Below are 21,069 nucleotides of genomic sequence, written 5' to 3' on the forward strand. Positions count from 1 at the left end.
TCTTAGTTCTACCATTTTTCCTCCTATTTGACCACATCAAATTTGAGTTCTTCGCCCTTTACCCCAACCTTCAAGGTCGAACCAGTAGCCAAGTCACCACGGAGTAACATTTCTGCCAATGGATCTTCCAATTTGGTTTGTATGAGTCTACGAAGAGGACGAGCCCCCATTTCTGAGTCGTAACCTTGTTTAGCCAATAACTTGAGGGCGGACGGTTGCAGTTTAAGGGTAATGCCTTTCTCAGCTGTTACAACCAACAACGGTTTAACCATGACCTTGACAACATCCTGCATATGGGACTCTGTCAAGCTATGGAAGACAACTTTCTCGTCAATACGGTTGATAAATTCTGGACGATAGGCTTTTTTCAATTCCTCAAAAATGCGTTTCTCCACTTCCTTATGGTCCTTAGACAAATCAAGGGCACCAAAACCAACTGTCTTATCATCCCGAAGGGCTGTTGCTCCAAGGTTTGACGTCATGATGATAATGGTATTGGAGAAATCAACCTTTCGTCCCTTACTGTCCGTCAAGACACCATCATCCAAAACCTGCAAGAGCACATTGAAAATATCTGGATGGGCTTTTTCAACCTCGTCAAAAAGAAGAACAGAATAAGGTTTGTTCCGAACTTTTTCTGTCAATTCACCACCCTCTTCATAGCCCACGTAGCCTGGAGGGGCACCGTTTAAACGGCTGGCAGCGAATTTCTCCATGTATTCAGACATGTCAAAACGGATAAGGGCTGATTCGTCATCAAAGAGGACTTCTGCCAAGGCCTTGGCTAGCTCTGTCTTACCGACACCAGTTGGCCCTAAGAACATAAAGGAACCAATTGGTCTGCGACCCGTCCGAATACCTGACTGATTACGGCGGATAGCCCTGCTGACTGCAGAAATGGCTTCTTCTTGCCCGATGACACGCTTGTGCAATTCTGCTTCCAGGTTCAAATACTTCTTGGTATCTGACTGGCTGAGCTTGGCTACAGGAATACCTGACAAGCGACTGAGGGTTTCTAAAACATCCTCTTCCGTCACTTCTAAGTCATAGTGTTGACTTGTCTTCGTAGCTTCTTTTGCCTCAAGTAAGAGCTTGCTGGCGGTCTTGTATTTTCGAGCCATCAGCGCTTTATCAATGCTGGTCAGACCTGTTTCTTCTGCCTGACCTTTCACCCGATTTTGTACTGTCGCACTGGCTTCATCTAGCAGGTCAATGGCAGAATCTGGCAGATTTTTGCTGGTCAAATATCGCTTAGCGTAGATGACAGCAGTTTCAACAGCAGTATCTCCAATACGGACCCTATGGTATTTCTCAAAAGTCCCTTTAAGGCCTGTCAAAATGGCAATACTGTCCTCAACTGTCGGCTCTTCAATCGTCACCTTGGCGAAACGGCGAACCAAGGCCGCATCCTTCTCAATATGCTTCTGATACTCCGTTTGAGTCGTCGCACCAACTGTACGTAGGGTACCACGAGCCAGAGCAGGTTTGAGAATATTGGCCGCATCCAGAGTCGAATCAATCCCTGACCCTGAACCCATAATGGTATGCAGCTCGTCAATGAAAAGAATGACCTGACCGTCCTCTTCAATATCGTTGATGATATTGTTCATCCGCTCTTCAAAGTCACCACGGAAACGGGTCCCTGCAATGACATTCATCAGGTCTAGCTCCAAGACACGCATCTGAGCCAGACTAGCAGGTACATCACCAGCAGCAACACGCTGGGCAAGACCTAAAGCAAGGGCTGTTTTACCGACACCCGCATCGCCCACCAAAACTGGATTGTTTTTTGTCTTGCGGGAAAGGATTTGAATCATCCGTGAAATCTCAGCATCACGGCCAATGACTGGCTCCATCTTGCCTTCGCGGGCTAAAGCGGTCAAATCACGGGTATAGTCCTCCAATCCACCTGTTTGCGGACCTGGAGGCATGCCCATCATCTGTCCAACATTGGCAGGCTTGGCCTTACCCACTTTCATCAAGCCACGAACAGCCTTCATATCTTCTTTGGTGAAACCAGCACGGCTTTCCAAACTCTTACGCAAGTCCACAAAACGAATCTTATCATCAGAGTCTTCAAAGTGAAAACCGACCTTGTCTAAAATCAGACTGGCTGTCGACCGTCTGTTCAAGAGCATGGCTAGGAAAAGATGTTCCGTTCCCAGCTCCTTGGCCTTGACCACTTCCGCAATCTTTTTAGCCAAGCTTGCCGTTTCATCCAAACGTTTCGAAGATGGCAGGATACGGAAGCTCTCCAAGTCTTCACGATAGACCTTCTCTGTCACGACAAAGGTCGCATGTTCATAATCCGAAATCGAAACAGGATATTCTGCCAAGACAGCTCCTGCAACCGTATCGTGATTGATGACAAAGGACAGGAGAATATGCCAGGTTTCCAAATACTCACAGGCATAACGCTGGGCGACCAACTGGGCATCTTCAAATACCCTTTGTAAACCAGTTGAAATTTTCATGAATTTAATCCTCTTTCCTATCTAAACGCCGTAAGACCTGGCGCATCATCCGAGCGCGAATACTATCTGCATCCCTGCCCAAGACCTCATCCGAACCCGTTGCCAAAAAGAGATTACCCTCCCGTTCTGTCATCAAGTTCTCATCAAACAGCAACTGTAAAATATCTGCATAGACTGTTGCAGACAGTTGCTCTCCCATATTCTTTAACAAATCATGGACCAGTTCGTGCTTATCCGAAAAGGTAATCCGTCCAATGCGGATGTAGCCACCGCCACCTCGTTTGCTTTCCACAATATAACCACGACTGGCTGTAAAACGAGTTTTGATGACATAGTTTATCTGGCTGGGAACCACTTCAAACCGACTGGCCAATTCACTGCGACGCAACTCTGCCACATTGACCTGGTCCAAGATGGCTTTGATATGTTCCTCGATATAATCCGATGTATTTTTCATCGCCATAGTATCGCCTCTTTCTTTGACATTCTTTGACCATTATACCGTAAAAATAGATTTTTTTAAAGTAAAAGCAACAGAGTCGACCGTAGTAGATTTTTGAAATCAATCCTAAAATTCTTTATAATAGGAAGAAAAAGGAGTAAATAATGGATTTCAAAACATATATTCAAGATTTTATTACAATTGACGTGGAGCAGGCCCAAACTTTGCTTTCAGCAAAAGAGGGAGGCATCCTCTTCATCGGCCGTGCCACCTGCCCTTACTGCAACCGCTTCGCACCAAAACTCCACAAGGTAGCCCAAGACAAGCAAGTGACCGTCCACTTCCTTGACTCCAGCCAAGTCAGCCCTGGACTTCAGGCCCTCCGTGACCACTACCAAGTTCCTACGGTTCCAGGCCTCCTCGTCGCTAAATCTACTGGTGTCCAAGTCCGCTGCGACTCCAGCATGACCGAAGAAGAGATTGCGGCGTTTATTCAAGGCTAATGCTAGACATTTCCTACCAAGCCAACACCTTCCGCATCTCTCATCACGGAAGACCAATCGGCAGCATCCATACCTACAGCAACCCCTACCACCAAGTCAATATCTATCTGCGACTAGATTTGGTTGATTACGATTGGACCATAGCAGAGCAGCTCTTCCAGTCCTTACAAACTTACTTAGGCGGAAAAACTCTTCAAGTTATGCTCTCTTCTGCAGAGCAGGAAAGAATCCATTTCCTCACCGCAGCTGGCTTTGTCTGCAAACGAAAATGTTACGAGTTTGAAGTGACCAAGCAAGACTTTCTCAGTCAGACAGGCACTACCAACCTAAACATAGTCCGCAAAGGCACCGCACCTTATCAAATAGCCTGTCAGCAAATTTTTGACCACTATCAAACAGTCCACCAAGACATCAATCCTTGGACTGCCAGTCAAGAAGAATTTGAAAAGGGCTTACCTGATCTGGTTTATACAGACTCAGCAAATTGTGCCTTCGTAGAAAACAATGAAATTGCCTACGTATGCGGAAAAGATGAACAAAGCTTTGGTTCCTTCATCCAAACAGTTATTTGCCAACTATTTGAACAGTATGAACAAATTAGCTTTGAGGCTGATGACTGCGATACCATTGCCATGCGTTTAGCTAACCAATTCCAATTTTTAGACAAGCCCAGCTGGGACACCTACATTTTAGACAGATAGCAAAAAGCACCGACCACAAGGCCGGTGCTTTTTAAGGAGATTATGAAAAATATTTAGGATTGATATTAGTATAACTCACTCAACCTGTTCAAACATCCGCCCTAAGACCGATTTTACCAAAAAAGAACTCCCTTTCGGAAGTTCTTGAATTGTCGAGTAAGCTTTCAATTTGCTTTTAGTAGTCGCTTCAAAGGTTTGGGAATCCTTTGAAGACTGGAGATAGTGCGAACCAAGTTCGCCTCGAAAGAGCCGTACAGCTTGTAAAGTAAGTCACATTCGTGAAGTACAGCTCTCAATATGAAAAGAACTCCCTTTCGGAAGTTCTTGAATTGTCGAGTAGTTTTTCAGTTTGCTTTTAGTACTCGCTTCAAAGGTTTGGGGAACCTTTGAAGGCTGGAGATAGTGCGAACCAAGTTCGCCTCAAAAAGAGCCGTACAGCTTGTAAAGTAAATCACATTCGTGAAGTACAGCTCTCAATATGAAAAGAACTCCCCTTCGGAAGTTCTTCTATAAATGATTATTTACCAAGAGCTGCTGCCATAGTAGCTGCAACTTCTGCTTCAAAGTCGTTTGAAGCTTTCTCGATACCTTCACCCACTTCGAAACGAGCAAATTCTACAACTGAAGCGTTTACTGAGTTCAAGTAAGCTTCAACTGTTTTGCTGTCGTCCATGATGTAAACTTGAGCAAGAAGTGTGTATGCTTGGTCAACTTGAGTGTTGTCAAGCATGAAGCGGTCCATTTTACCTGGGATGATCTTGTCCCAGATTTTTTCTGGCTTGCCTTCAGCTGCCAATTCAGCCTTGATTGCTTCTTCAGCTGCTGCGATTACTTCAGCAGTCAATTGAGCTTTTGAACCGTATTGCAAGAGTGGCAATGCTGGTTTGTCAACCATTGCACGGCTTTCGTTGTCTTGTTCGATTTTGTGGTTGATTTGTGCCAACTCATCTTTAACGAATTGCTCATCCAACTCAGTGTAAGAAAGAACAGTTGGTTTCATCGCAGCGATGTGCATTGAGATTTGTTTAGCAAGAGTTTCGTCACCACCGTCGATAACTGAGATAACACCGATACGGCCACCGTTGTGTTGGTATGCACCAAATGCTTGAGCATCTGTTTTTTCAACCAAAGCAAAGCGACGGAATGAGATTTTCTCACCGATTGTTGCAGTTGCGTTTACGTATGCTTCTTCAAGAGTTTCACCTGAAGGCATAGCCAATTTAAGAGCTGCTTCGTTGTCAGCTGGTTTACCTTCTGCAATTACTTTAGCAGTAGTGTTTACCAATTCAACGAATTGAGCGTTTTTCGCAACAAAGTCAGTTTCAGCGTTAACTTCAACAACTGCTGCTACGTTACCATCAACATAAACACCTGTCAAACCTTCAGCTGCTACACGGTCAGCTTTCTTAGCTGCCTTAGCCATACCTTTTTCGCGAAGCAATTCAATCGCTTTTTCGATATCACCTTCAGTTTCAACCAATGCTTTTTTCGCGTCCATAACGCCAGCACCTGATTTTTCACGCAATTCTTTAACGAGAGCTGCTGTAATTTCTGCCATGTCTATTCTCCTTGTTTGTATTTATAAAATAGAGGAGCGGGCTCAGCCCTGCCCCTCTAGGGTTGTTTTTTTGTTGTTAAATAATATGTAGAATTGTACGCGAGCTAAAACCGTATTGATTTTAATTCGTCTTCGTTACTTATTTTCCTTCTACAACTTCAACCAATTCTTCGATTGATTCTGTAGATGCTGGCTCAGCTGCCAATTCAGCTTCAACTGCTGCTACGCTGTCTTCACCTTGGTTACCTTCGATGATAGCGTCAGCCATTTTAGCTGTGATCAATTTAACAGCGCGGATAGCGTCGTCGTTTGCTGGGATGATAACATCGATATCATCTGGATCTGTGTTTGTGTCAACCATGGCTACAACTGGGATACCCAATTTCTTAGCTTCTTTAACAGCGATTTGCTCTTTATGTGGGTCAACAACGAACATTACATCTGGAATGCGTGGCATGTCAGCGATACCGCCCAAGAATTTTTCAAGACGAGCACGTTGTTTGTTCAACAATGCTACTTCTTTCTTAGGAAGTACTTCGAAAGTTCCATCTTCTTCCATGCGGTTGATTTCTTTCAAACGAGCGATACGTTTTTGGATTGTACCCCAGTTTGTAAGAGTTCCACCCAACCAACGGTGGTTGATGAAGTATTGACCAGCGCGGATAGCTTCGTCTTTAACAGCTTCAGCAGCTTGTTTTTTAGTACCTACGAATAAGATAACTGCGTCGTTTGCTGCAGCGTCACGAATGAATTCGTAAGCTTGATCAGCCAATTTTACAGTTTGTTGCAAGTCGATAACGTGGATACCGTTACGCTCTGTGAAGATGTACTTAGCCATCTTAGGATTCCAGCGACGAGTTTGGTGACCGAAGTGTACACCAGCCTCAAGAAGTTGTTTCATTGAAATTACTGCCATGAGTATTTCTCCTTTTTGTTTTTTCTCCTCTCCCGAACTTCGACTTGCAGCCCAACCTTTCGGCAACAAGACCACAATTGGTCCGAGATGAGTATTTGTTGCACAGCAACTCTATTAGTATATCAGAATACCTGTCTATTTTCAAGCAAAATAGTAGAGAAATTCGTCAAAAATCGGCACTTTTTCTATTCAAAGTATGTTTCTGCAACAACAGAATAAGACCCTGCCACAACATCCATTCTTTCTAACTGTCCACTGGCATTTATTCTATAAAAACCAGCTGATGGAGCAACATTGGGATCTGTCCCTTTCATATTTGGACTGCTGTGGTCTTCTCTTACCTCAATATAGACCAAGCCATCAGATGACTGAACATTTGTAACCACCTGTGCTAGAAAATCATCTTTAGTAAATGGTGTGCCATATCTTGTCGCAGCATGTGCCTTGGCCCAATTAGCTGCCTGCTCGACGGTCAAATTCTTGGTGTCTACAGACGTATTAGGAACAGTTGCCGAGCTAGTTTCAGTTGCCACTGCTGAACTTTCACCGAGAACCAAGTTTTCAAAGAAGGCTTGTAATTCCTGGTTTTTAGTCGGTCGGAAATACAAACGCTTCTCTGGATTACCCTGATTTTGCTCGGTAATCCAAGCAATCACCTGACCATCCTTAATGGTAAAGAGATAGAGGTGGGCACTTGGGAATTTTGTATTTTCAATATCCGAATAAATCCCAACTACTGCTGTTTTTCCTGCTGCCACTTGTCCAGTTTCACTCCAAACTAGATCAGGAGTTTCTCCTAGAAAATCTGGCGTCATTTGTTGCTCCGGGCCACTGAGAATACCTGAGGGCAAGGTCACACCAAAAAAGTTACCTTGACGACTTGGCCCATAAGATACATAGTATTGGGGAGGCGAGAATGATGGCCCCCATTGGTCAATCACAAAACTTCTCAATGCCTCTGCCTTACCAGCATCCCAGGGACTGACCTGACTACTTGAACTACTTGATGTAGAGGTAGAGGTAGTTGTGGTTGATGTAGTGGAACTAGTGCTTGACGAGCTAGAGGATGACGTCGATACAGATGTCGAGGTTGTTTCTTGCTTCTGACTGCCACAGGCCGCCAGCAAGCAGACGCTGGCTCCCAAAAGTAAGCATGAAATAAGTCTATTCTTTTTCATTTTATCTCTCCCATTTTAACTAATCATCTACTCGATAAAAGACACCTTGGCTAAAACTTTCTGTCGTTGCGACACTCTGGGTAGTAAAAATCCTATCCTTGCTGGTGTCCGTCTGGTCACTATGCCCTTCTAAAAATCCATAAGTATTCTGTACCCCTTTTGGAATCAGCAAAGTTGGTATGGTAGGTGAAGCCATAGCATTTGGATTGGTAATTCCTGCTAAAAGAACTTCACCTTCAAACTTGGCATTTTGTACATCAACAAAGACGGTATTGCCCTCGCCATTTACAGCCACATTTCCTTGACTATCAATCTCAATCCGATTACCACGTGCATTGACCCATTCTCCTTCCAAACTAGAAAAGTTCCCAGCTAGGATTTGTTCCAAATTCATGGACTGGACACTATCTGTTTGATCTGAACTGCTGGTTTCCGTTTCAACCATGTCAAACTCAAAATCTTCCCAGTCAAACTGACGTGGGTCCAAAAGCGCCTCTTCTTTTTTCCCAAAAACCGTAGCGAGCTTGTCCTGGATATGAAACTCTTTTTCAGATACTTGCGTGACTTGCCCATTTGCATCCAAAACCTTCAGCATACCGATAGCATCGCCTGTTCCCGAGCTCCAGCTGTAGCTAATAAATTCCCCATCATTGAACAAAGCCACTGCGCTCCTTGCACCACCATGTCCAGCCACAAAACCTTCCGCCAACAAAGAAACCTGGCCATCAATGATACCATAAAATCCCGTCACAAATACTGACCCATCTGTATTTTCAGATCCGATAAATAGTTCATTTTGACCATCCTTGTTGAGATCATAAAAGGCATAAGCAAGACTAGTCGGAGAATAGATTGCACTCTCCATGACCCAAGAATTCATCGGAAGCTGTAAACCTTGTAGGACAGCCATCATTTTTTCTACATTTTCTTTGTCCGCACTATTCGCAAAGTCAATGATTGTCTGGTAATCCGAAAAGACGGACTGATACAGTTCCTTATCATCCTTCTTGACTTGGCTCGAACTAGTTGAACTTTGCTGAGTGGATGACGAGGTTGAGGATTGTTTCGTCTGGACATTTGACTTGCTACAAGCTGCTAATGTCGCTACACAAACCAGTGCTAGAGCTAGATATTTTTTCATAATTACCTCCAAATAAAAAATAGATTGGGAACGAAAGGTATGGCTATTCTTGAACATACCGACAGTTGCTCCGACCAGCATTTCCAATTTCCACTGCCCTTTACCAGACACATTATCTGTAAATGTTTATTTTTCCACTTGACCAATTTCACTATTTAAGGTACAATATTCTTTGTTATGGCGGTATAGCCAAGTGGTAAGGCACGGCTCTGCAAAAGCTTGATCGTCGGTTCAAATCCGTCTACCGCCTTTATTATAGGATTTTATCCGAATTTATACAAGTCAAAAGCCCGATTTTTCGGGCTTTTTTGATTTTTAATTCGGTTAAATTCGGTTAAGTTTGAAAATAATTTGGGGCGAATTTTGGGCAAGAACTTTTCAAACTATCAAAAAACTCCCCACAGCTTTTCGCTATGAGGAGCATGGATATATTACAACTCAGCAATCTGGCTCAAGTTAACTTCAGCAATGGTATCATTACCAAACATAGAGATGACCATTTTGACCTTGTTGTTGTCGATTTCTGTGATTTTACCAGTGTAGTCGGTGAAGGCACCGTCGATGATACGCACAGTGTCGCCAACTTTGACATCAATATCAAATTCTTGCACAGTTTGACCCATAGATACCAAGATTTGACGGATTTCTTCTTCCAAGAGCGGTGTTGGTTTTGAGCGGTTACCGTGTGAACCCACGAAACCTGTAACGTTTGGCGTGTTACGCACTACAAACCAAGCTTCATCGGTCATAACCATTTCCACCAATACATAACCAGGGAAACGGTTTTCTTCTACTTCCTTAACCTCACCATTTTTCTCAACTTGAACGGTCTGAGTAGGAATTTCTACACGAAGAATGTTTTCCAACATGTTATAGGTGTGGGCGCGTTGGAGCAAGTTCTCCTTAACCTTGTTCTCATATCCTGAATAGGTTTGCAAAACAAACCAGCCCTTATCAAAACTATCGTACATTTGTATCTTCCTTTCTATGGAACCACTGCATTTTTAGACGCTAAAAAAAGCCCGAAGGCTTTCGCTTTTCTTTATTATATCACTTCCATTTTACAAATGGCAAGTGTTTTCTAGAAAAGATTGATTAAACTCATAATACCACGTGACAAAATCAAGTCAAAGAGATAAACAATTGCCACGAAAAATGCTGTGTATTGTACAACAGAGGCAAAGTCCTTCCAGCTCTGCTTACGAGTTGGCCAGGCGGTCTTTTTTAAAATCTGGAAAATATCTTTCAAAAATTTCACGCGCTACTCCTATCTGGTTTCCTTGTGAACGGTGTATTGTCCACAATGTTTACAAAATTTATTTACTTCTAACCGTGTTGGCTTGGGATTACTCGACAGACTAATCGAATAGTTGCGAGAACCACAAACAGTACAGGCTAGGCTTGCTTTTTTTAGTGCCATAAAGCCCTCCATCTCTCTCATTTTATCATGTTTCTAAGGATTTGACAACTCCTCAAACCAAGTTGTAACCGTATCCCAAAGCGATTTAGCCTTCTCTGGCAACTGGGCATCAATCAGATTTTGCTTGGTTTGCTCAATCAGATTACGAGCTTGATCAGAAATCTCCTGTACCTGCTCCTGGCTAATGCCAACCTCAGGCTGTGCTGCTGGTTCTTCTGCCACCTCGACAATCCCATTTTGCACATAGGCATTCTCAACATCAAACTTTGTACCCGCAGTATTGGGAAGTATGGAATTGGCCACCGTTTGAAAAACTGCCGGGGCCATCCAATAACTGCCGCTGTCAATATAGTGGTTTTCATCCGTCTGCTCAAAACCAACCCACTGACTAATAACCAAATCTGGCGTGTAGGCAATGTGCCACTGGTCATTGACCAAATCCACATTAAAGCTGGTTTCCGTCGTTCCCGTCTTACCAGCCAAGTAGTAATTTGCCGCATCAGCTGTTACACCTGTACCGTTTGTAAATGTTCCCAGCATCATTGAAGTCATCTTATCAGCCACCGACCGATCAAGAACCTTGGTACTGGTTTCACGGTGCTCTGCCAGAACCTTACCACTGGCCGTTTCGATTCGAGTAATCAAGTGAGCGTCTTTCATGACACCCTTATTGGCAAAGACAGCATAGGCCTGGGCCATTTGTAAAGGATTAGTTTCCACACCCGAACCGATTGATACACCCAAGACCTTTTCAACTTCATCCATGTTCAGACCGAACTTCTTGCCATATTCAAAGGCCTTGTCAATGCCCAAGGTGTTGACTATGTAGGCTACTGGCAAATTGTAGGAAAGAGCCAAAGCTTGATACATTGGAATAGTGTCCGAGGTAGAACGATCGTAGTTATGTAAAGTGTAATCGCCATAGGTTTCCGTATGGTTATCCAAAGCCATATCTGTGGACCAGCCCGCAGCCACCGCAGGTGCATAGGCTACAAGAGGCTTAATGGTTGACCCAGGACTTCTCTGCCCCTGGGTCGCAAAGTTAAAGGTTCTAAAGTCTGCATCCTCTGCACTGTTAACACGACCAACCAAGGCGCGTACGCCACCCGTCTTAGGATCAAGAGCCACGCTGGCAGCCTGGGCATAGGTCCCATCGTAGCTGGAGGATGGGAACATGGATTCATCATCAAAAATGACCTGCATGCTAGCCTGAGAATTCTGGTCCATCTCCGTATAGATCCGATAGCCGTTGTTGATGATGTCCGACTCTTTCAAACCATATCTATCAATGGCCTCCGCAATGACCGCATCAAAATAAGATGGGTAGGAATAGTTACTCTGTTTTCCTGAATAAGTGTCAGCCAATTGACTGGCCAAATCAACCTGAAAGCCCGCATCCGCCATTGCCTGATCAATGACTCCAGCATCTACCATGGCTTGCAAAATAGTATCCCGACGATTGGTCGCATTCTCAATAGAGTAATAGGGATTGTAAAGCTCAGGACCTTTCAACATGCCTGCTAATAAAGCGGATTGCTCAATCGACAAATCACTAGCTGAAATCCCAAAATATTTTTGACTGGCGTCTTCCACACCCCAGACCCCATTGCCAAAATAAGCATTGTTGAGGTACATGGTTAGGATTTCCTGCTTGCTATATTTTTTATTGATTTCAAGGGCAAGGAAATATTCTCTGGCCTTACGGCTGATGGTCTGGTCCTGGGTCAAAAAGGCATTCTTGGCCAACTGCTGAGTAATGGTTGAACCACCACCTGAACGCCCCAAGGTCAAGACTGCTAGAATAGTCCGCTGATAGTTAATTCCTGAGTTTTTATAAAAACTCCTATCTTCCGTCGCGATGACGGCATTTTCCATATGATCCGAAATCGCATCCAGCTCCACATAGGTGCCTTTTTGGCCAGACAAGGTGCCTGCTTCCGCTCCATCCTTATCGTAGATAATGGTGGTAGCCTTGAGTGCTTCCTGCAAATCCCCAACATTCGCAGTCTTTGCAAGAAAGAATAGGTAACCACCTACCGTAAGAACCATTATCCCTATCAAGATCAAAACTATTTTTGTCAGTTGATAGCGCCGCCAAAATTTACGAACCGGCTCTGGAATGCGAGACTTTTTCTTTGGTTTGTCTGAATGACCACGATTTCCCCTGCGACTACGGCTAGGTCTGTCATCATTGTCAGATTGAAAATCATCTGGAACTTCAATCGGCTGATGTTGCAAATCGTCCATAGAACACCTCTTTCTAGTGTTTTTGTACCATTATACAATATTTTCTTTCAGCTAGCTGAGAAAAACACTACTGCAAACCTGTTACAGCCGAACAGCGGAATTTTTTGGCAAAATATGATAAAATAGGGAGATTCTGAATCAGAAAAGGATTTCCAATGACACAAGTATATGATATTACCATTATTGGTGGCGGACCCGTTGGTCTATTTGCCGCCTTCTATGCCCATCTCCGCCAAGCTAAAGTCAAAATCATTGACTCTTTACCACAGCTTGGGGGCCAACCGGCTATTCTCTATCCAGAAAAAACAATTTTGGATATTCCAGCCTTCCCTAGCTTAACAGGACAAGAATTAACCGATAACCTCCTTGCCCAACTCTCAACTTTTGAGACAACCATTTGCCTCAATGAAACTCTGACTGCCATTGAACCAGGAGAAGTTATTTCCCTGACAACCACCAAAGGCATCCACCAGACAAAAACTCTCCTTATCGCCATGGGAGGTGGCGCCTTTAAGCCACGTCCACTGGAAATTGAGGGAGCAGACAGCTTTGAAAATGTTCACTATCATGTGTCCAATATCCAACAATATGCTGACAAAGATGTTGTCATCTTAGGTGGAGGAGACTCTGCGGTTGATTGGTCATTAGCTTTTGAGAAAATCGCTAAGACTACTCACATTGTCCACCGCCGCGACAACTTCCGCGCCCTTGAACACAGCGTAGATGAACTCAAGCAGTCCAGCGTCACCATCCATACACCATTTGTCCCTAAAGGGCTTTCTGGGGAAAATGGCAGAGCTTCTGCCATTCATTTCGACAAGGTTAAGAGCGAGGACAAGCTCACCCTGCCTTTCGACCACCTCTTTGTCAACTACGGTTTTAAATCATCCGTCGGAACGCTGAAAGAATGGGGTTTGGAGCTCAATCGCCACCGCATCGTCGTCAACAGCAAACAAGAAACTTCTGTTCCAGGTATTTATGCCATCGGTGACTGTTGTTTCTATGAAGGCAAGATTGACCTGATTGCGACTGGTCTTGGCGAAGCCCCAACCGCAGTCAACAATGCTATGAACTACCTCAATCCAAATGAAAAAGTGCAACCTAAGCACTCAACCAGTCTGTAAGATGAAAATTGACATTCGCATTCCCCAAGCCTTTCCACAACTCACTGTTAAGGAAGTCTTGGAAGATTATTTTCTTATTCCTAGAAAAATCCGCCATTTCCTCCGCACCAAGAAACACATCCGTGTCAACGGTGAGTTGATAAACTGGCAGAGCCCGATTACCGCAGGCGACTTGTTAGAATTGACTTTTGACGAGGAAGATTACCCTGAAAAAAGTATTCCTCTGGGACAGGCGGACATGGTGGAGGAACTCTATCAAGATGAGCACTTGATTATCGTCAACAAGCCTGAGGGCATGAAAACCCACGGCAATGAACCGACGGAAATTGCCCTACTCAACCATGTCTCTGCCTATGTCGGCCTGACCTGCTATGTAGTCCACAGGCTGGATATGGAAACCAGCGGAGCCATTCTCTTCGCCAAAAATCCCTTTATCCTGCCCATTCTCAATCGGCTTTTGGAGGACAAGGTCATCTACCGTGACTATCTCGCCCTCTGCCAAGGACAGTTAAAAAAGACCGACTGGACCATTACCGATAAGATTGGACGGGACCGGCATGACCGCAGAAAGCGGGTGGTCGATAATCGCAAGGGACAGGTAGCACTGACCCAGGTCCGCCGCTTGAAGACTCTTGGCAAAAATAGTTTGGTCGCCTGTCGCCTCCAGACAGGTCGAACCCACCAGATTCGGGTTCATCTAGCCCACCATGGTCATGCCCTAATCGGCGACCCTCTTTACAGTAGGGTCACTGCCCCACGTCTCATGCTCCACGCCCAAAAACTCAGCCTGACCCACCCGCTGACACTCGAAGAAATTAGTGTAGAAGCAAGGTCGGAGAGTTTTGAGAAAGTCTTGAAGAACATGAAATAAATAGCTGTACCATTAGAGTTCTATATACCTATTTCACTGGACTAATCCAGTGAATTTTTTTATGCTTCCACTAACCAAAAAATCCAGACAAGGAAATCTTGTCTGGGTTTACAAGTTAATAACTTAAGCATCAAAAAAATTATGAAACTTGGGATTTTGAAATCCATTGTTTAGCCATAAACCAAAAGTAAATTAAGACGACCTAAACAAAACCTACTTTCCCAAACTTTCCTTATATTGCTTGGACTTTTTACCATACCAGTCTTCAATAGAGTAACCAAACTCCTTCCGATAATGTTCTTGGTTTTTATTGATATTATACAAGACTCTCATTGTTGAAGCCATCGCTCTATACATGGTGGTAAAGAGCATCAGGACTATTAGCGGAATAATAGGTAGAATAGCTAGCAGTACCTTAGCAAAGAAGGAAGAAAAACCATTGGTGAATAGTCGAATAAATATATTTAAAAGCCATAATAATAAAATGATGTTCTTAAAATGCTTGGTTGACTCACTAGAAATTGGGAAACATTTAGACTGATTTTTCAAAAATAAGCTCTTTACTAAATAACCAAGTGAACCAACAAACAAAGACCAATAAGTGATCCGTATAAATAGTGATGATACAAAGAATAGCGTTCCATAAAAAACAGAGTAATAAGAAGGAAGTATCATAGCCATTATTAAAATATTATTGTAGAAGCAAGCCTGTATCTTATTTCTTTTAGCACGATAATATACAAAAATGAAAAACAGCCATGATATCAGAAAAATCCAGCCCCAACTAGCTGTCGGAAAAGCTAGCAAAGACTCCAACTCTGTCAAATTTGTAGCAAAAGTTTCTCCTCCTTTACTTGCGAGCTGACCTAAAGAGACTACATAATAACCTACAAAAATAACCATTCCAATAAATAGGGGAAACATCAAAATAAGAGTCAAGATATTCCATTTTTCTCCCATTATCAATGCATCTTCAATAACTTGTTTTGTATTTTTCAAACTCAACCTCCAAACCATGACAATGAATTATCTAGCGCTCCTTGGAAAAATTCTGATACATTGTTTCCTACAGATTTGAACTCCTCCCAACCAGCTTGAATCGCTTTTCCTGTATTTTCAGCTAATTCTTCTCCTCTATCGACAAGCCAGTAAGCCCCATCTTTAATAGCTCCTTAAACAGCCTGTAAATCCAGCTAATCGCAAAAACAACCCAAAGCAGAGCTTTACAGCTAGAATAGACAGGCAGAAGAACCTTCCATGAAGAATCATTTCTACCACTCCATTATACCAAAAAGACCCAGCTAAAACTAGCTGGGCAATTCAATCATCTACAACCTATTAAACATTTTCTTTCAAGGATTCCTTATACTTCTTTGACTTCTTGCCATACCAAGCTTCGATGGAGTAGTCAAACTCTTGACGATAGTATTCTTGGTTTTTCTGGATTTCAGTAACAATTCTATACTGATGTAATGTCGTTCGAAACCAGTTCGTAAAAAATATAATAATGAAAATTGGAGCCAACATAATGGCTGACATGAAAAATTTGGCAACTAATCCATCGATATCTGCTCCAATAAATGTTAACCCCAAATTCACTAGATATACAAAAGGTATATACTTAATCAATTTATTAACTTGGATTGCATTTATCAAGTTGTTTGCGTCGTTTTTGCTTGAAACTATTAAAAATAGTATATAAACCAAAGAGCCAACGAATATTCCCCAATATACTATCCTTAGAAAAACTATTGTTACAAAATACTGCAATCCGAATATGAATGAATAATAAACGATACCGGACAAAATAGACAATACAAGCAAATTTTCCAAGTAAGCTTTTGGTCTATCATTTCTTGAAATAAAATAGATTCTAAAATAATTAATCCAACCCACCAGAAAAATCAAAACTAACACCTGAGTAGGAATTTGCAATAAAGTTTCAAACTTGCTAAGTGGAGCTGCAAAGGATGTGTTCGAATAAGCAAACATTTTACCAAATGTCGGCAAATAATACGAAGCAAAAATAAACATTGCTATCATAATTGGAAATAGGAAAATAATTGTGAAAATGTTCCACTTTTTTGTAGTATCTATTATATCTGATACTATTTGCTTTTTTTGCTCCATGCTTACCCTCCAAACCAGGACGCAAGCATTTTCGAATTTGAGTTGAAATAATCAGATACATTCTGACCAACCGATTTCAGATCATTCCAAGCCGACTCTATTGCTTTTCCTGTATTTTCTACTAATTGCTCACCTATATCGACTAATTTATAAAGACAGGCGGAATAATCAAAATAGCCAATTTCATTCTCTCTTCTAAAAAGTGGGAACCGATTAATAATCATAATTTTCCTATCCCCATTCTTGAGCTGAACCACTGAGCCAATTGGTAAATATTTCTTCATCAATAATTTCTCCATTTCTAATACCATTCTTCCTTTGTTTTCCCTTCCCACTCACGATATTCTTCAGGATATTTCCATTTATAATAGCCCTGAAGAAAGAACGGAAGAAAAAGATAGATTTGCAAGGTCAAAATTCCTATATTGGTAATAAACCATATAGACAGGGTTCCTAAAACACCTAATCCATCCATGCCCTTCCAACCTTCTAGTATCCATTTTAAAACGGTTAAAATAATCACTACAATCCAAAAATACCGTGCCAGAAAACTGAAAGCTCTGTCTAATCGTGATGGCAAAAATTGACCATATAGCAACTGACTAAGACTTTTAATTTTATGATTGAACAGATTGCCAATAATAACAGCTTGAGAAAAATAAATCGCGCCAACCCCTAATATACCGAGGGTTCCATAAAATACATTCAATAAAAGTAAATTAAATTCAATCAATAACCAAATAAAATAGGTTACAAAAATATGAAACTGAGTACGATAAGTTAGAATAAACTTGAATTTGAATCTTTTTCCAAAAATAACGATCAGTAACCATAGAAATGCCAAGAGATAAAAGATCCAATACGGAAAAAAATTGATTGGAGAACCGGTAATGGATGTTTTTTCACTTGGGAGATGATAGATCATATTAGATATGACAGCAAATAAATAATTGACACCAAAAATAAGAAGAAGACTCCACCAGAAAGTATTCCAATTTCCTTTAAAGGTTCCTCTATATTTCTCAGTCTCTTGCGCTGATTCAAAATTTGGTTTCCCAAATTTTTTATAAGATGGATCATCATATAGATTTAAGCTCTCTTCAAAGCTTGCATCTAAAAGTGTTTTTTTCATGTTTTCTCCTTAACCAATAGCAAATAGTCTTAGCTCTTAGTTAAATACACTTTTTGCTACTAATTTTAATATTTCCAGTTTATATTTATCACTTCCCCAAACTTTCCTTATATCGCTTGGACTTTTTACCATACCAGTCTTCAATGCTATATCCTGAGAGAATACGATAATCTTCCATATATTTACTGATATAATAGCCTTTTATCTGACTTGCACCAAGTGCAATAACAAAATATAAACCAACCAATCCAATAATAGGAAACGAAAGGATGCTAACCGTTCTTATTAAATCATTTCTATACAAATTTTCTCCGCCGGAAAAAAATATCCTATACAGAAAAACTGGAGTAAGAACGAGCCAACCAAATTTTCTAGAATGAGCAACAAAAAGCTCCACATATCTTTCTAGTGGGTTACTGAAATCTACATTACCATACAAACTATTGTACGAAGTCTTACTAAACCATTGATATCTCTCAAGAAGGGCAATCATGAAAACCACCGAATAGATGAATATTGACAAGAACTCACCAAGTATCATTGTAGAAAAAATAACTAGTAATATTTCCATTTAGCAATAGAATAGAAATGTAAGCAAAAACATATACTTATTAAAATAATAGTAAGACAAGACTCGTTTTTGATGGATTTTTTTCAAGGAAATGAAATACAAAAGTGTAACAAGTACCCCTAGAAAGAAGGGAATACTTACTAATACCTCCGTACTTTTAAATAGAGTTAATATGATTTGTGAATCAACATATCTACCTATAAATGTTATTAAATACATGAAGAGATTAACAGTCAAAAATCCCAAGATTTTCTTTCCATAACCGTTTTTCTCTATGTCCTCCATTGAAGTCTGAATGTACTGATCCGTTACCAACCCCATGCTCTCTTCTAAAGAGGCATTCCATACTGTTTTTTTTTCATTTTTTCTCATCCTTATCAAATCATCCTGCTCTACTATTATACCAAAATTCTAGATAAGATGGCATATTTAAAAAATGTTACCCAGATATGAGTTTGAAGCCACCAAAAAAAGCCGAACACTCAGCTTTTTTATGCACGCATAATCTAAATAGGGGGCAGCTTACATCTCTTGAAGTGCTGACCAGTAAAAGTTACTCAAAAATATTACCCAACTCAACGTCCACGCGATTTTCTTTGACATTGATGTCGGTCACGGCTAGAAGGGATTTGTAGTTGGCAACGTTGCGGTCACCTTTTTGGTTTTCCGCAAAGACGGCTACACCTACTAAAGTTGAGTCAAACTCAGACAAGAGGCTAATCATACCATTGATGGTACCACCATTTTTCAAGAAGTCATCGACGATCAAGACACGACTTCCTGCCTTCAAGCTACGCTTGGATAGGAACATCTTTTCAATGCGGTCGCTAGATCCAGAAACATAGTTGACAGAAACGGTTGAACCCTCTGTAATCTTAAGGTCCCGACGAACAATAACAAATGGAACATTGAGTACATTGGCAACGGCATTGGCCAAAGGAACACCTTTTGTTGCAACTGTCATGACAGCATCAATCTTTTCTTCCTTAAAAGCATTGGCAATAATACGACCAACGTTTTTCAAGACATGAGGTGTTGAAAGAAGGTCTGATGAGTAAATATAACCACCTGGCAAAATCCGGTTACTTTCAGCCATCTGGTCACGAAGAGTTTGGGCAATCTCGATGGACTCTTCCTTAGAAATAGAAGGCGTAAATACAACACCTCCACTGGCACCTGTAATGGTTTCAATCTGCCCAATCGAACTTTCTTCAAAGGCTTTTTTAATAATTGCAATATCTTCTGAAATCGAAGACTTGGCAGACTCATACTTTTCCGCAAAGGTATTCAAGCTTGTTAATTCGTAAGGGTGATTGATGAGGTAGTTAGAGATAACAACCATTCGTTCACTTCTTCTTAATTTCATATCGTTCTCCTTTTTGGCTTTTTCCTATTATAGCACAATCCATGCAAAAAGCGAACTTTTTTATTTTAAAAAGTCCGCTTTTTTCGTATTTTGTTCATTTTTCACAAATACCATGATGGTCGAAGCCTGCTATAGCCTTGATACCAAGTCCAAACAGCATCAGCCTGTTCTTTCATCAAGGGGATTTGAAGGGGAGCTACGCGCTCTGCCTATTGCTTACTTCCCCTCAGGATACATGGAGTCATAGATATCTTTTAACATGGCTTTGAGTTCATTCTCAGCGACTTCCCTTAGTTGCTCTTGTTCTTCCTCACTCAATTGGATGCTTTCTATATCATTTCCATTTTCATCAATCAGATCATAAACACCATCTCCTTTTCGTCTCATATTTTTATCAAGTTGTTGGAAGACACTAATCCGTCTGCCATTCAATTCATAGTTAAATCTAACACGGATATGTGACTTTTCTGGAACAAATTCTATCCCTAACTTTTTAGATGTTAATGCGGGAATTCGGTCCATCATCATCAGATTGTAATCATCTAGGTTATAGCCTGCTTTCTTTACATCGTCCACATATTGTTTGCCAAAAAGTCTTCCCAGCCCTGTCAGAGAATAGAATTGTTCATAGGTAGGAGCTCCATTCTCATAGGTTCGCTTAAAATCACCGTAACAATACAGTCGGTAACTAAAAAACGATAGCACCAACGTCAATACTATGAGGATAGTCACCCGGGTTTTCTTACTTAACATTGCTTACTTCTCCTCAGGGTACATGGAGTGGTAGACATCTGCCAGTAGTGCTTCTAGCTCAGCAATAGCGATTTCTGTCAACTCTTGCTCCTCAGCTTCTGTCAGCTCTATTCTCTCTATATCATTTCCATTTTCATCTATCAGATCATAACCACCAGCTCCATTTCGTCTCATATTTTTATCAAGTTGTTGGAAGACACTAATACGTTTCCCATTTAATTCATAGTCAAAGCTAACAGTAATATGTATCTCTTCTGGAATAAATTTTATCCCTAACTTTTTAGATATTAATGCAGGAATTCGGTCCATCATCTTCAAATTGTAATCATCTAGGTCGTAGCCCGCTTTCTTTACATCGTCCACATATTGTTTCCCAAAAAATCTGTCATATCTTGTCAGAGAATAAAATTGTTCATAGGTAGAAGCTCCGCTCTCATAGGTTCGCTTAAAATCACCGTAACAATACTGACGGTAACCGAAAAACGATAGCACCAAAGTCAATACTATGAGGACAGTCACTCGGCTTTTCTTACTCAACATTA

Annotated in this window: 22 protein-coding genes and 1 tRNA gene; 5 read left to right on the forward strand and 18 right to left on the reverse strand. The window is 41.4% G+C overall.

Going from position 1 to position 21,069, the window contains the following annotated elements:
* Positions 1-23 precede the first annotated feature (23 nt).
* Positions 24-2,474 carry an ATP-dependent Clp protease ATP-binding subunit gene (locus tag C1E58_RS08870; RefSeq protein WP_105210092.1) on the reverse strand — a complete coding sequence of 817 codons (2,451 nt, stop codon included), beginning with the start codon at positions 2,472-2,474 and terminating at the stop codon, positions 24-26.
* Between the two features lie 4 nt (positions 2,475-2,478).
* A complete protein-coding gene (locus tag C1E58_RS08875; protein WP_105210093.1) occupies positions 2,479-2,937 on the reverse strand; it encodes a CtsR family transcriptional regulator in 459 nt (152 codons plus the stop codon).
* A 143-nt stretch (positions 2,938-3,080) separates the two neighbouring features.
* On the opposite strand from C1E58_RS08875, the gene traF reads away from it, so the two are divergent.
* Together traF and C1E58_RS08885 are read left to right on the forward strand one after the other, a co-directional pair.
* Positions 3,081-3,419 (forward strand): conjugal transfer protein TraF, encoded by a 339-nt coding sequence (gene traF, locus C1E58_RS08880; RefSeq protein WP_105210094.1) that lies wholly within the window; start codon positions 3,081-3,083, stop codon positions 3,417-3,419.
* Entirely contained in the window at positions 3,419-4,120 is a 702-nt protein-coding gene (locus C1E58_RS08885) for a GNAT family acetyltransferase (protein WP_105210095.1), read from the forward strand. The genes traF and C1E58_RS08885 overlap by 1 nt, the downstream gene beginning before the upstream one ends.
* Positions 4,121-4,637: 517 nt before the next feature.
* Here the strand turns inward: C1E58_RS08885 and tsf are convergent.
* The 4 genes from tsf to C1E58_RS08905 all read right to left on the reverse strand — a co-directional run bounded on the left by tsf (position 4,638) and on the right by C1E58_RS08905 (position 8,913).
* On the reverse strand, positions 4,638-5,678 hold the full coding sequence (tsf, locus tag C1E58_RS08890; protein ID WP_105210096.1) for a translation elongation factor Ts: 1,041 nt from the start codon (positions 5,676-5,678) through the stop codon (positions 4,638-4,640).
* A gap of 139 nt (positions 5,679-5,817) precedes the next feature.
* A complete protein-coding gene (gene rpsB, locus C1E58_RS08895; RefSeq protein ID WP_012775356.1) occupies positions 5,818-6,594 on the reverse strand; it encodes a 30S ribosomal protein S2 in 777 nt (258 codons plus the stop codon).
* A gap of 185 nt (positions 6,595-6,779) precedes the next feature.
* Positions 6,780-7,772 carry a DUF4767 domain-containing protein gene (locus C1E58_RS08900; protein ID WP_105210097.1) on the reverse strand — a complete coding sequence of 331 codons (993 nt, stop codon included), beginning with the start codon at positions 7,770-7,772 and terminating at the stop codon, positions 6,780-6,782.
* Positions 7,773-7,791: 19 nt separating this feature from the next.
* The gene (locus C1E58_RS08905; RefSeq protein WP_153055831.1) at positions 7,792-8,913 is read right to left on the reverse strand and encodes a DUF6287 domain-containing protein; all 1,122 of its coding nucleotides are present in this window, start codon (positions 8,911-8,913) and stop codon (positions 7,792-7,794) included.
* A 179-nt stretch (positions 8,914-9,092) separates the two neighbouring features.
* Between C1E58_RS08905 and C1E58_RS08910 the strand changes: the two genes are divergently transcribed.
* Positions 9,093-9,163: transfer RNA gene (locus C1E58_RS08910), tRNA-Cys, on the forward strand.
* A 181-nt stretch (positions 9,164-9,344) separates the two neighbouring features.
* Here C1E58_RS08910 and nusG read toward each other — a convergent pair.
* The 4 genes from nusG to pbp2a form a co-directional block, all read right to left on the reverse strand.
* Entirely contained in the window at positions 9,345-9,884 is a 540-nt protein-coding gene (nusG, locus tag C1E58_RS08915) for a transcription termination/antitermination protein NusG (protein WP_002940254.1), read from the reverse strand.
* Positions 9,885-9,994: 110 nt separating this feature from the next.
* Positions 9,995-10,171 (reverse strand): preprotein translocase subunit SecE, encoded by a 177-nt coding sequence (secE, locus tag C1E58_RS08920; RefSeq protein ID WP_105124308.1) that lies wholly within the window; start codon positions 10,169-10,171, stop codon positions 9,995-9,997.
* A gap of 9 nt (positions 10,172-10,180) precedes the next feature.
* Positions 10,181-10,333, reverse strand: a complete 153-nt coding sequence (gene rpmG, locus C1E58_RS08925; RefSeq protein WP_002940258.1) for a 50S ribosomal protein L33 — start codon at positions 10,331-10,333, stop codon at positions 10,181-10,183.
* 33 nt (positions 10,334-10,366) lie between these two features.
* On the reverse strand, positions 10,367-12,580 hold the full coding sequence (gene pbp2a, locus C1E58_RS08930; RefSeq protein WP_105210099.1) for a penicillin-binding protein PBP2A: 2,214 nt from the start codon (positions 12,578-12,580) through the stop codon (positions 10,367-10,369).
* Between the two features lie 155 nt (positions 12,581-12,735).
* On the opposite strand from pbp2a, the gene C1E58_RS08935 reads away from it, so the two are divergent.
* Together C1E58_RS08935 and C1E58_RS08940 are read left to right on the forward strand one after the other, a co-directional pair.
* The gene (locus tag C1E58_RS08935; RefSeq protein WP_024403791.1) at positions 12,736-13,704 is read left to right on the forward strand and encodes an NAD(P)/FAD-dependent oxidoreductase; all 969 of its coding nucleotides are present in this window, start codon (positions 12,736-12,738) and stop codon (positions 13,702-13,704) included.
* Between the two features lies 1 nt (position 13,705).
* The gene (locus C1E58_RS08940) at positions 13,706-14,575 is read left to right on the forward strand and encodes an RluA family pseudouridine synthase (RefSeq protein ID WP_105210100.1); all 870 of its coding nucleotides are present in this window, start codon (positions 13,706-13,708) and stop codon (positions 14,573-14,575) included.
* A gap of 213 nt (positions 14,576-14,788) precedes the next feature.
* Here the strand turns inward: C1E58_RS08940 and C1E58_RS08945 are convergent, their stop codons facing one another.
* From C1E58_RS08945 to C1E58_RS08980, 8 genes are all read right to left on the reverse strand, one after another.
* Positions 14,789-15,574, reverse strand: coding sequence for a hypothetical protein (locus C1E58_RS08945; RefSeq protein WP_105210101.1), 786 nt, complete (start codon positions 15,572-15,574; stop codon positions 14,789-14,791).
* 339 nt (positions 15,575-15,913) lie between these two features.
* Entirely contained in the window at positions 15,914-16,705 is a 792-nt protein-coding gene (locus C1E58_RS12225; protein WP_105210102.1) for a hypothetical protein, read from the reverse strand.
* A gap of 2 nt (positions 16,706-16,707) precedes the next feature.
* Positions 16,708-17,016 carry a DUF4176 domain-containing protein gene (locus C1E58_RS08955; protein WP_419579960.1) on the reverse strand — a complete coding sequence of 103 codons (309 nt, stop codon included), beginning with the start codon at positions 17,014-17,016 and terminating at the stop codon, positions 16,708-16,710.
* Positions 17,007-17,837, reverse strand: a complete 831-nt coding sequence (locus C1E58_RS08960; protein WP_105210103.1) for a hypothetical protein — start codon at positions 17,835-17,837, stop codon at positions 17,007-17,009. Before C1E58_RS08960 ends, C1E58_RS08955 begins: the two co-directional genes overlap by 10 nt.
* Positions 17,838-17,925: 88 nt before the next feature.
* The gene (locus C1E58_RS12410; protein ID WP_238142262.1) at positions 17,926-18,408 is read right to left on the reverse strand and encodes a hypothetical protein; all 483 of its coding nucleotides are present in this window, start codon (positions 18,406-18,408) and stop codon (positions 17,926-17,928) included.
* A gap of 553 nt (positions 18,409-18,961) precedes the next feature.
* Complete coding sequence (gene purR / locus C1E58_RS08970) at positions 18,962-19,774, reverse strand: pur operon repressor (protein ID WP_044674726.1); 813 nt, start codon at positions 19,772-19,774, stop codon at positions 18,962-18,964.
* Positions 19,775-19,990: 216 nt separating this feature from the next.
* Positions 19,991-20,527, reverse strand: a complete 537-nt coding sequence (locus C1E58_RS08975) for a hypothetical protein (RefSeq protein WP_105117271.1) — start codon at positions 20,525-20,527, stop codon at positions 19,991-19,993.
* A gap of 3 nt (positions 20,528-20,530) precedes the next feature.
* On the reverse strand, positions 20,531-21,067 hold the full coding sequence (locus C1E58_RS08980; protein ID WP_105210104.1) for a hypothetical protein: 537 nt from the start codon (positions 21,065-21,067) through the stop codon (positions 20,531-20,533).
* Between the last annotated feature and the right edge of the window lie 2 nt (positions 21,068-21,069).

It is taken from the genome of Streptococcus suis (assembly GCF_002964575.1).
Taxonomy (GTDB): Bacteria; Bacillota; Bacilli; order Lactobacillales; family Streptococcaceae; genus Streptococcus; species Streptococcus suis_R.

Excerpts from the sequence above, each read along its gene's own strand:
- C1E58_RS08870 (WP_105210092.1), bottom strand. The coding sequence starts at position 2,474 with ATGAAAATTTCAACTGGTTTACAAAGGGTATTTGAAGATGCCCAGTTG.
- C1E58_RS08875 (WP_105210093.1), bottom strand. The coding sequence starts at position 2,937 with ATGGCGATGAAAAATACATCGGATTATATCGAGGAACATATCAAAGCC.
- traF (WP_105210094.1), top strand. The coding sequence starts at position 3,081 with ATGGATTTCAAAACATATATTCAAGATTTTATTACAATTGACGTGGAG.
- C1E58_RS08885 (WP_105210095.1), top strand. The coding sequence starts at position 3,419 with ATGCTAGACATTTCCTACCAAGCCAACACCTTCCGCATCTCTCATCAC.
- tsf (WP_105210096.1), bottom strand. The coding sequence starts at position 5,678 with ATGGCAGAAATTACAGCAGCTCTCGTTAAAGAATTGCGTGAAAAATCA.
- rpsB (WP_012775356.1), bottom strand. The coding sequence starts at position 6,594 with ATGGCAGTAATTTCAATGAAACAACTTCTTGAGGCTGGTGTACACTTC.
- C1E58_RS08900 (WP_105210097.1), bottom strand. The coding sequence starts at position 7,772 with ATGAAAAAGAATAGACTTATTTCATGCTTACTTTTGGGAGCCAGCGTC.
- C1E58_RS08905 (WP_153055831.1), bottom strand. The coding sequence starts at position 8,913 with ATGAAAAAATATCTAGCTCTAGCACTGGTTTGTGTAGCGACATTAGCA.
- nusG (WP_002940254.1), bottom strand. The coding sequence starts at position 9,884 with ATGTACGATAGTTTTGATAAGGGCTGGTTTGTTTTGCAAACCTATTCA.
- rpmG (WP_002940258.1), bottom strand. The coding sequence starts at position 10,333 with ATGGCACTAAAAAAAGCAAGCCTAGCCTGTACTGTTTGTGGTTCTCGC.
- pbp2a (WP_105210099.1), bottom strand. The coding sequence starts at position 12,580 with ATGGACGATTTGCAACATCAGCCGATTGAAGTTCCAGATGATTTTCAA.
- C1E58_RS08935 (WP_024403791.1), top strand. The coding sequence starts at position 12,736 with ATGACACAAGTATATGATATTACCATTATTGGTGGCGGACCCGTTGGT.
- C1E58_RS08940 (WP_105210100.1), top strand. The coding sequence starts at position 13,706 with ATGAAAATTGACATTCGCATTCCCCAAGCCTTTCCACAACTCACTGTT.
- C1E58_RS12225 (WP_105210102.1), bottom strand. The coding sequence starts at position 16,705 with ATGGAGCAAAAAAAGCAAATAGTATCAGATATAATAGATACTACAAAA.
- C1E58_RS08955 (WP_419579960.1), bottom strand. The coding sequence starts at position 17,016 with ATGGTATTAGAAATGGAGAAATTATTGATGAAGAAATATTTACCAATT.
- C1E58_RS08960 (WP_105210103.1), bottom strand. The coding sequence starts at position 17,837 with ATGAAAAAAACACTTTTAGATGCAAGCTTTGAAGAGAGCTTAAATCTA.
- C1E58_RS12410 (WP_238142262.1), bottom strand. The coding sequence starts at position 18,408 with ATGGAAATATTACTAGTTATTTTTTCTACAATGATACTTGGTGAGTTC.
- purR (WP_044674726.1), bottom strand. The coding sequence starts at position 19,774 with ATGAAATTAAGAAGAAGTGAACGAATGGTTGTTATCTCTAACTACCTC.
- C1E58_RS08975 (WP_105117271.1), bottom strand. The coding sequence starts at position 20,527 with ATGTTAAGTAAGAAAACCCGGGTGACTATCCTCATAGTATTGACGTTG.
- C1E58_RS08980 (WP_105210104.1), bottom strand. The coding sequence starts at position 21,067 with ATGTTGAGTAAGAAAAGCCGAGTGACTGTCCTCATAGTATTGACTTTG.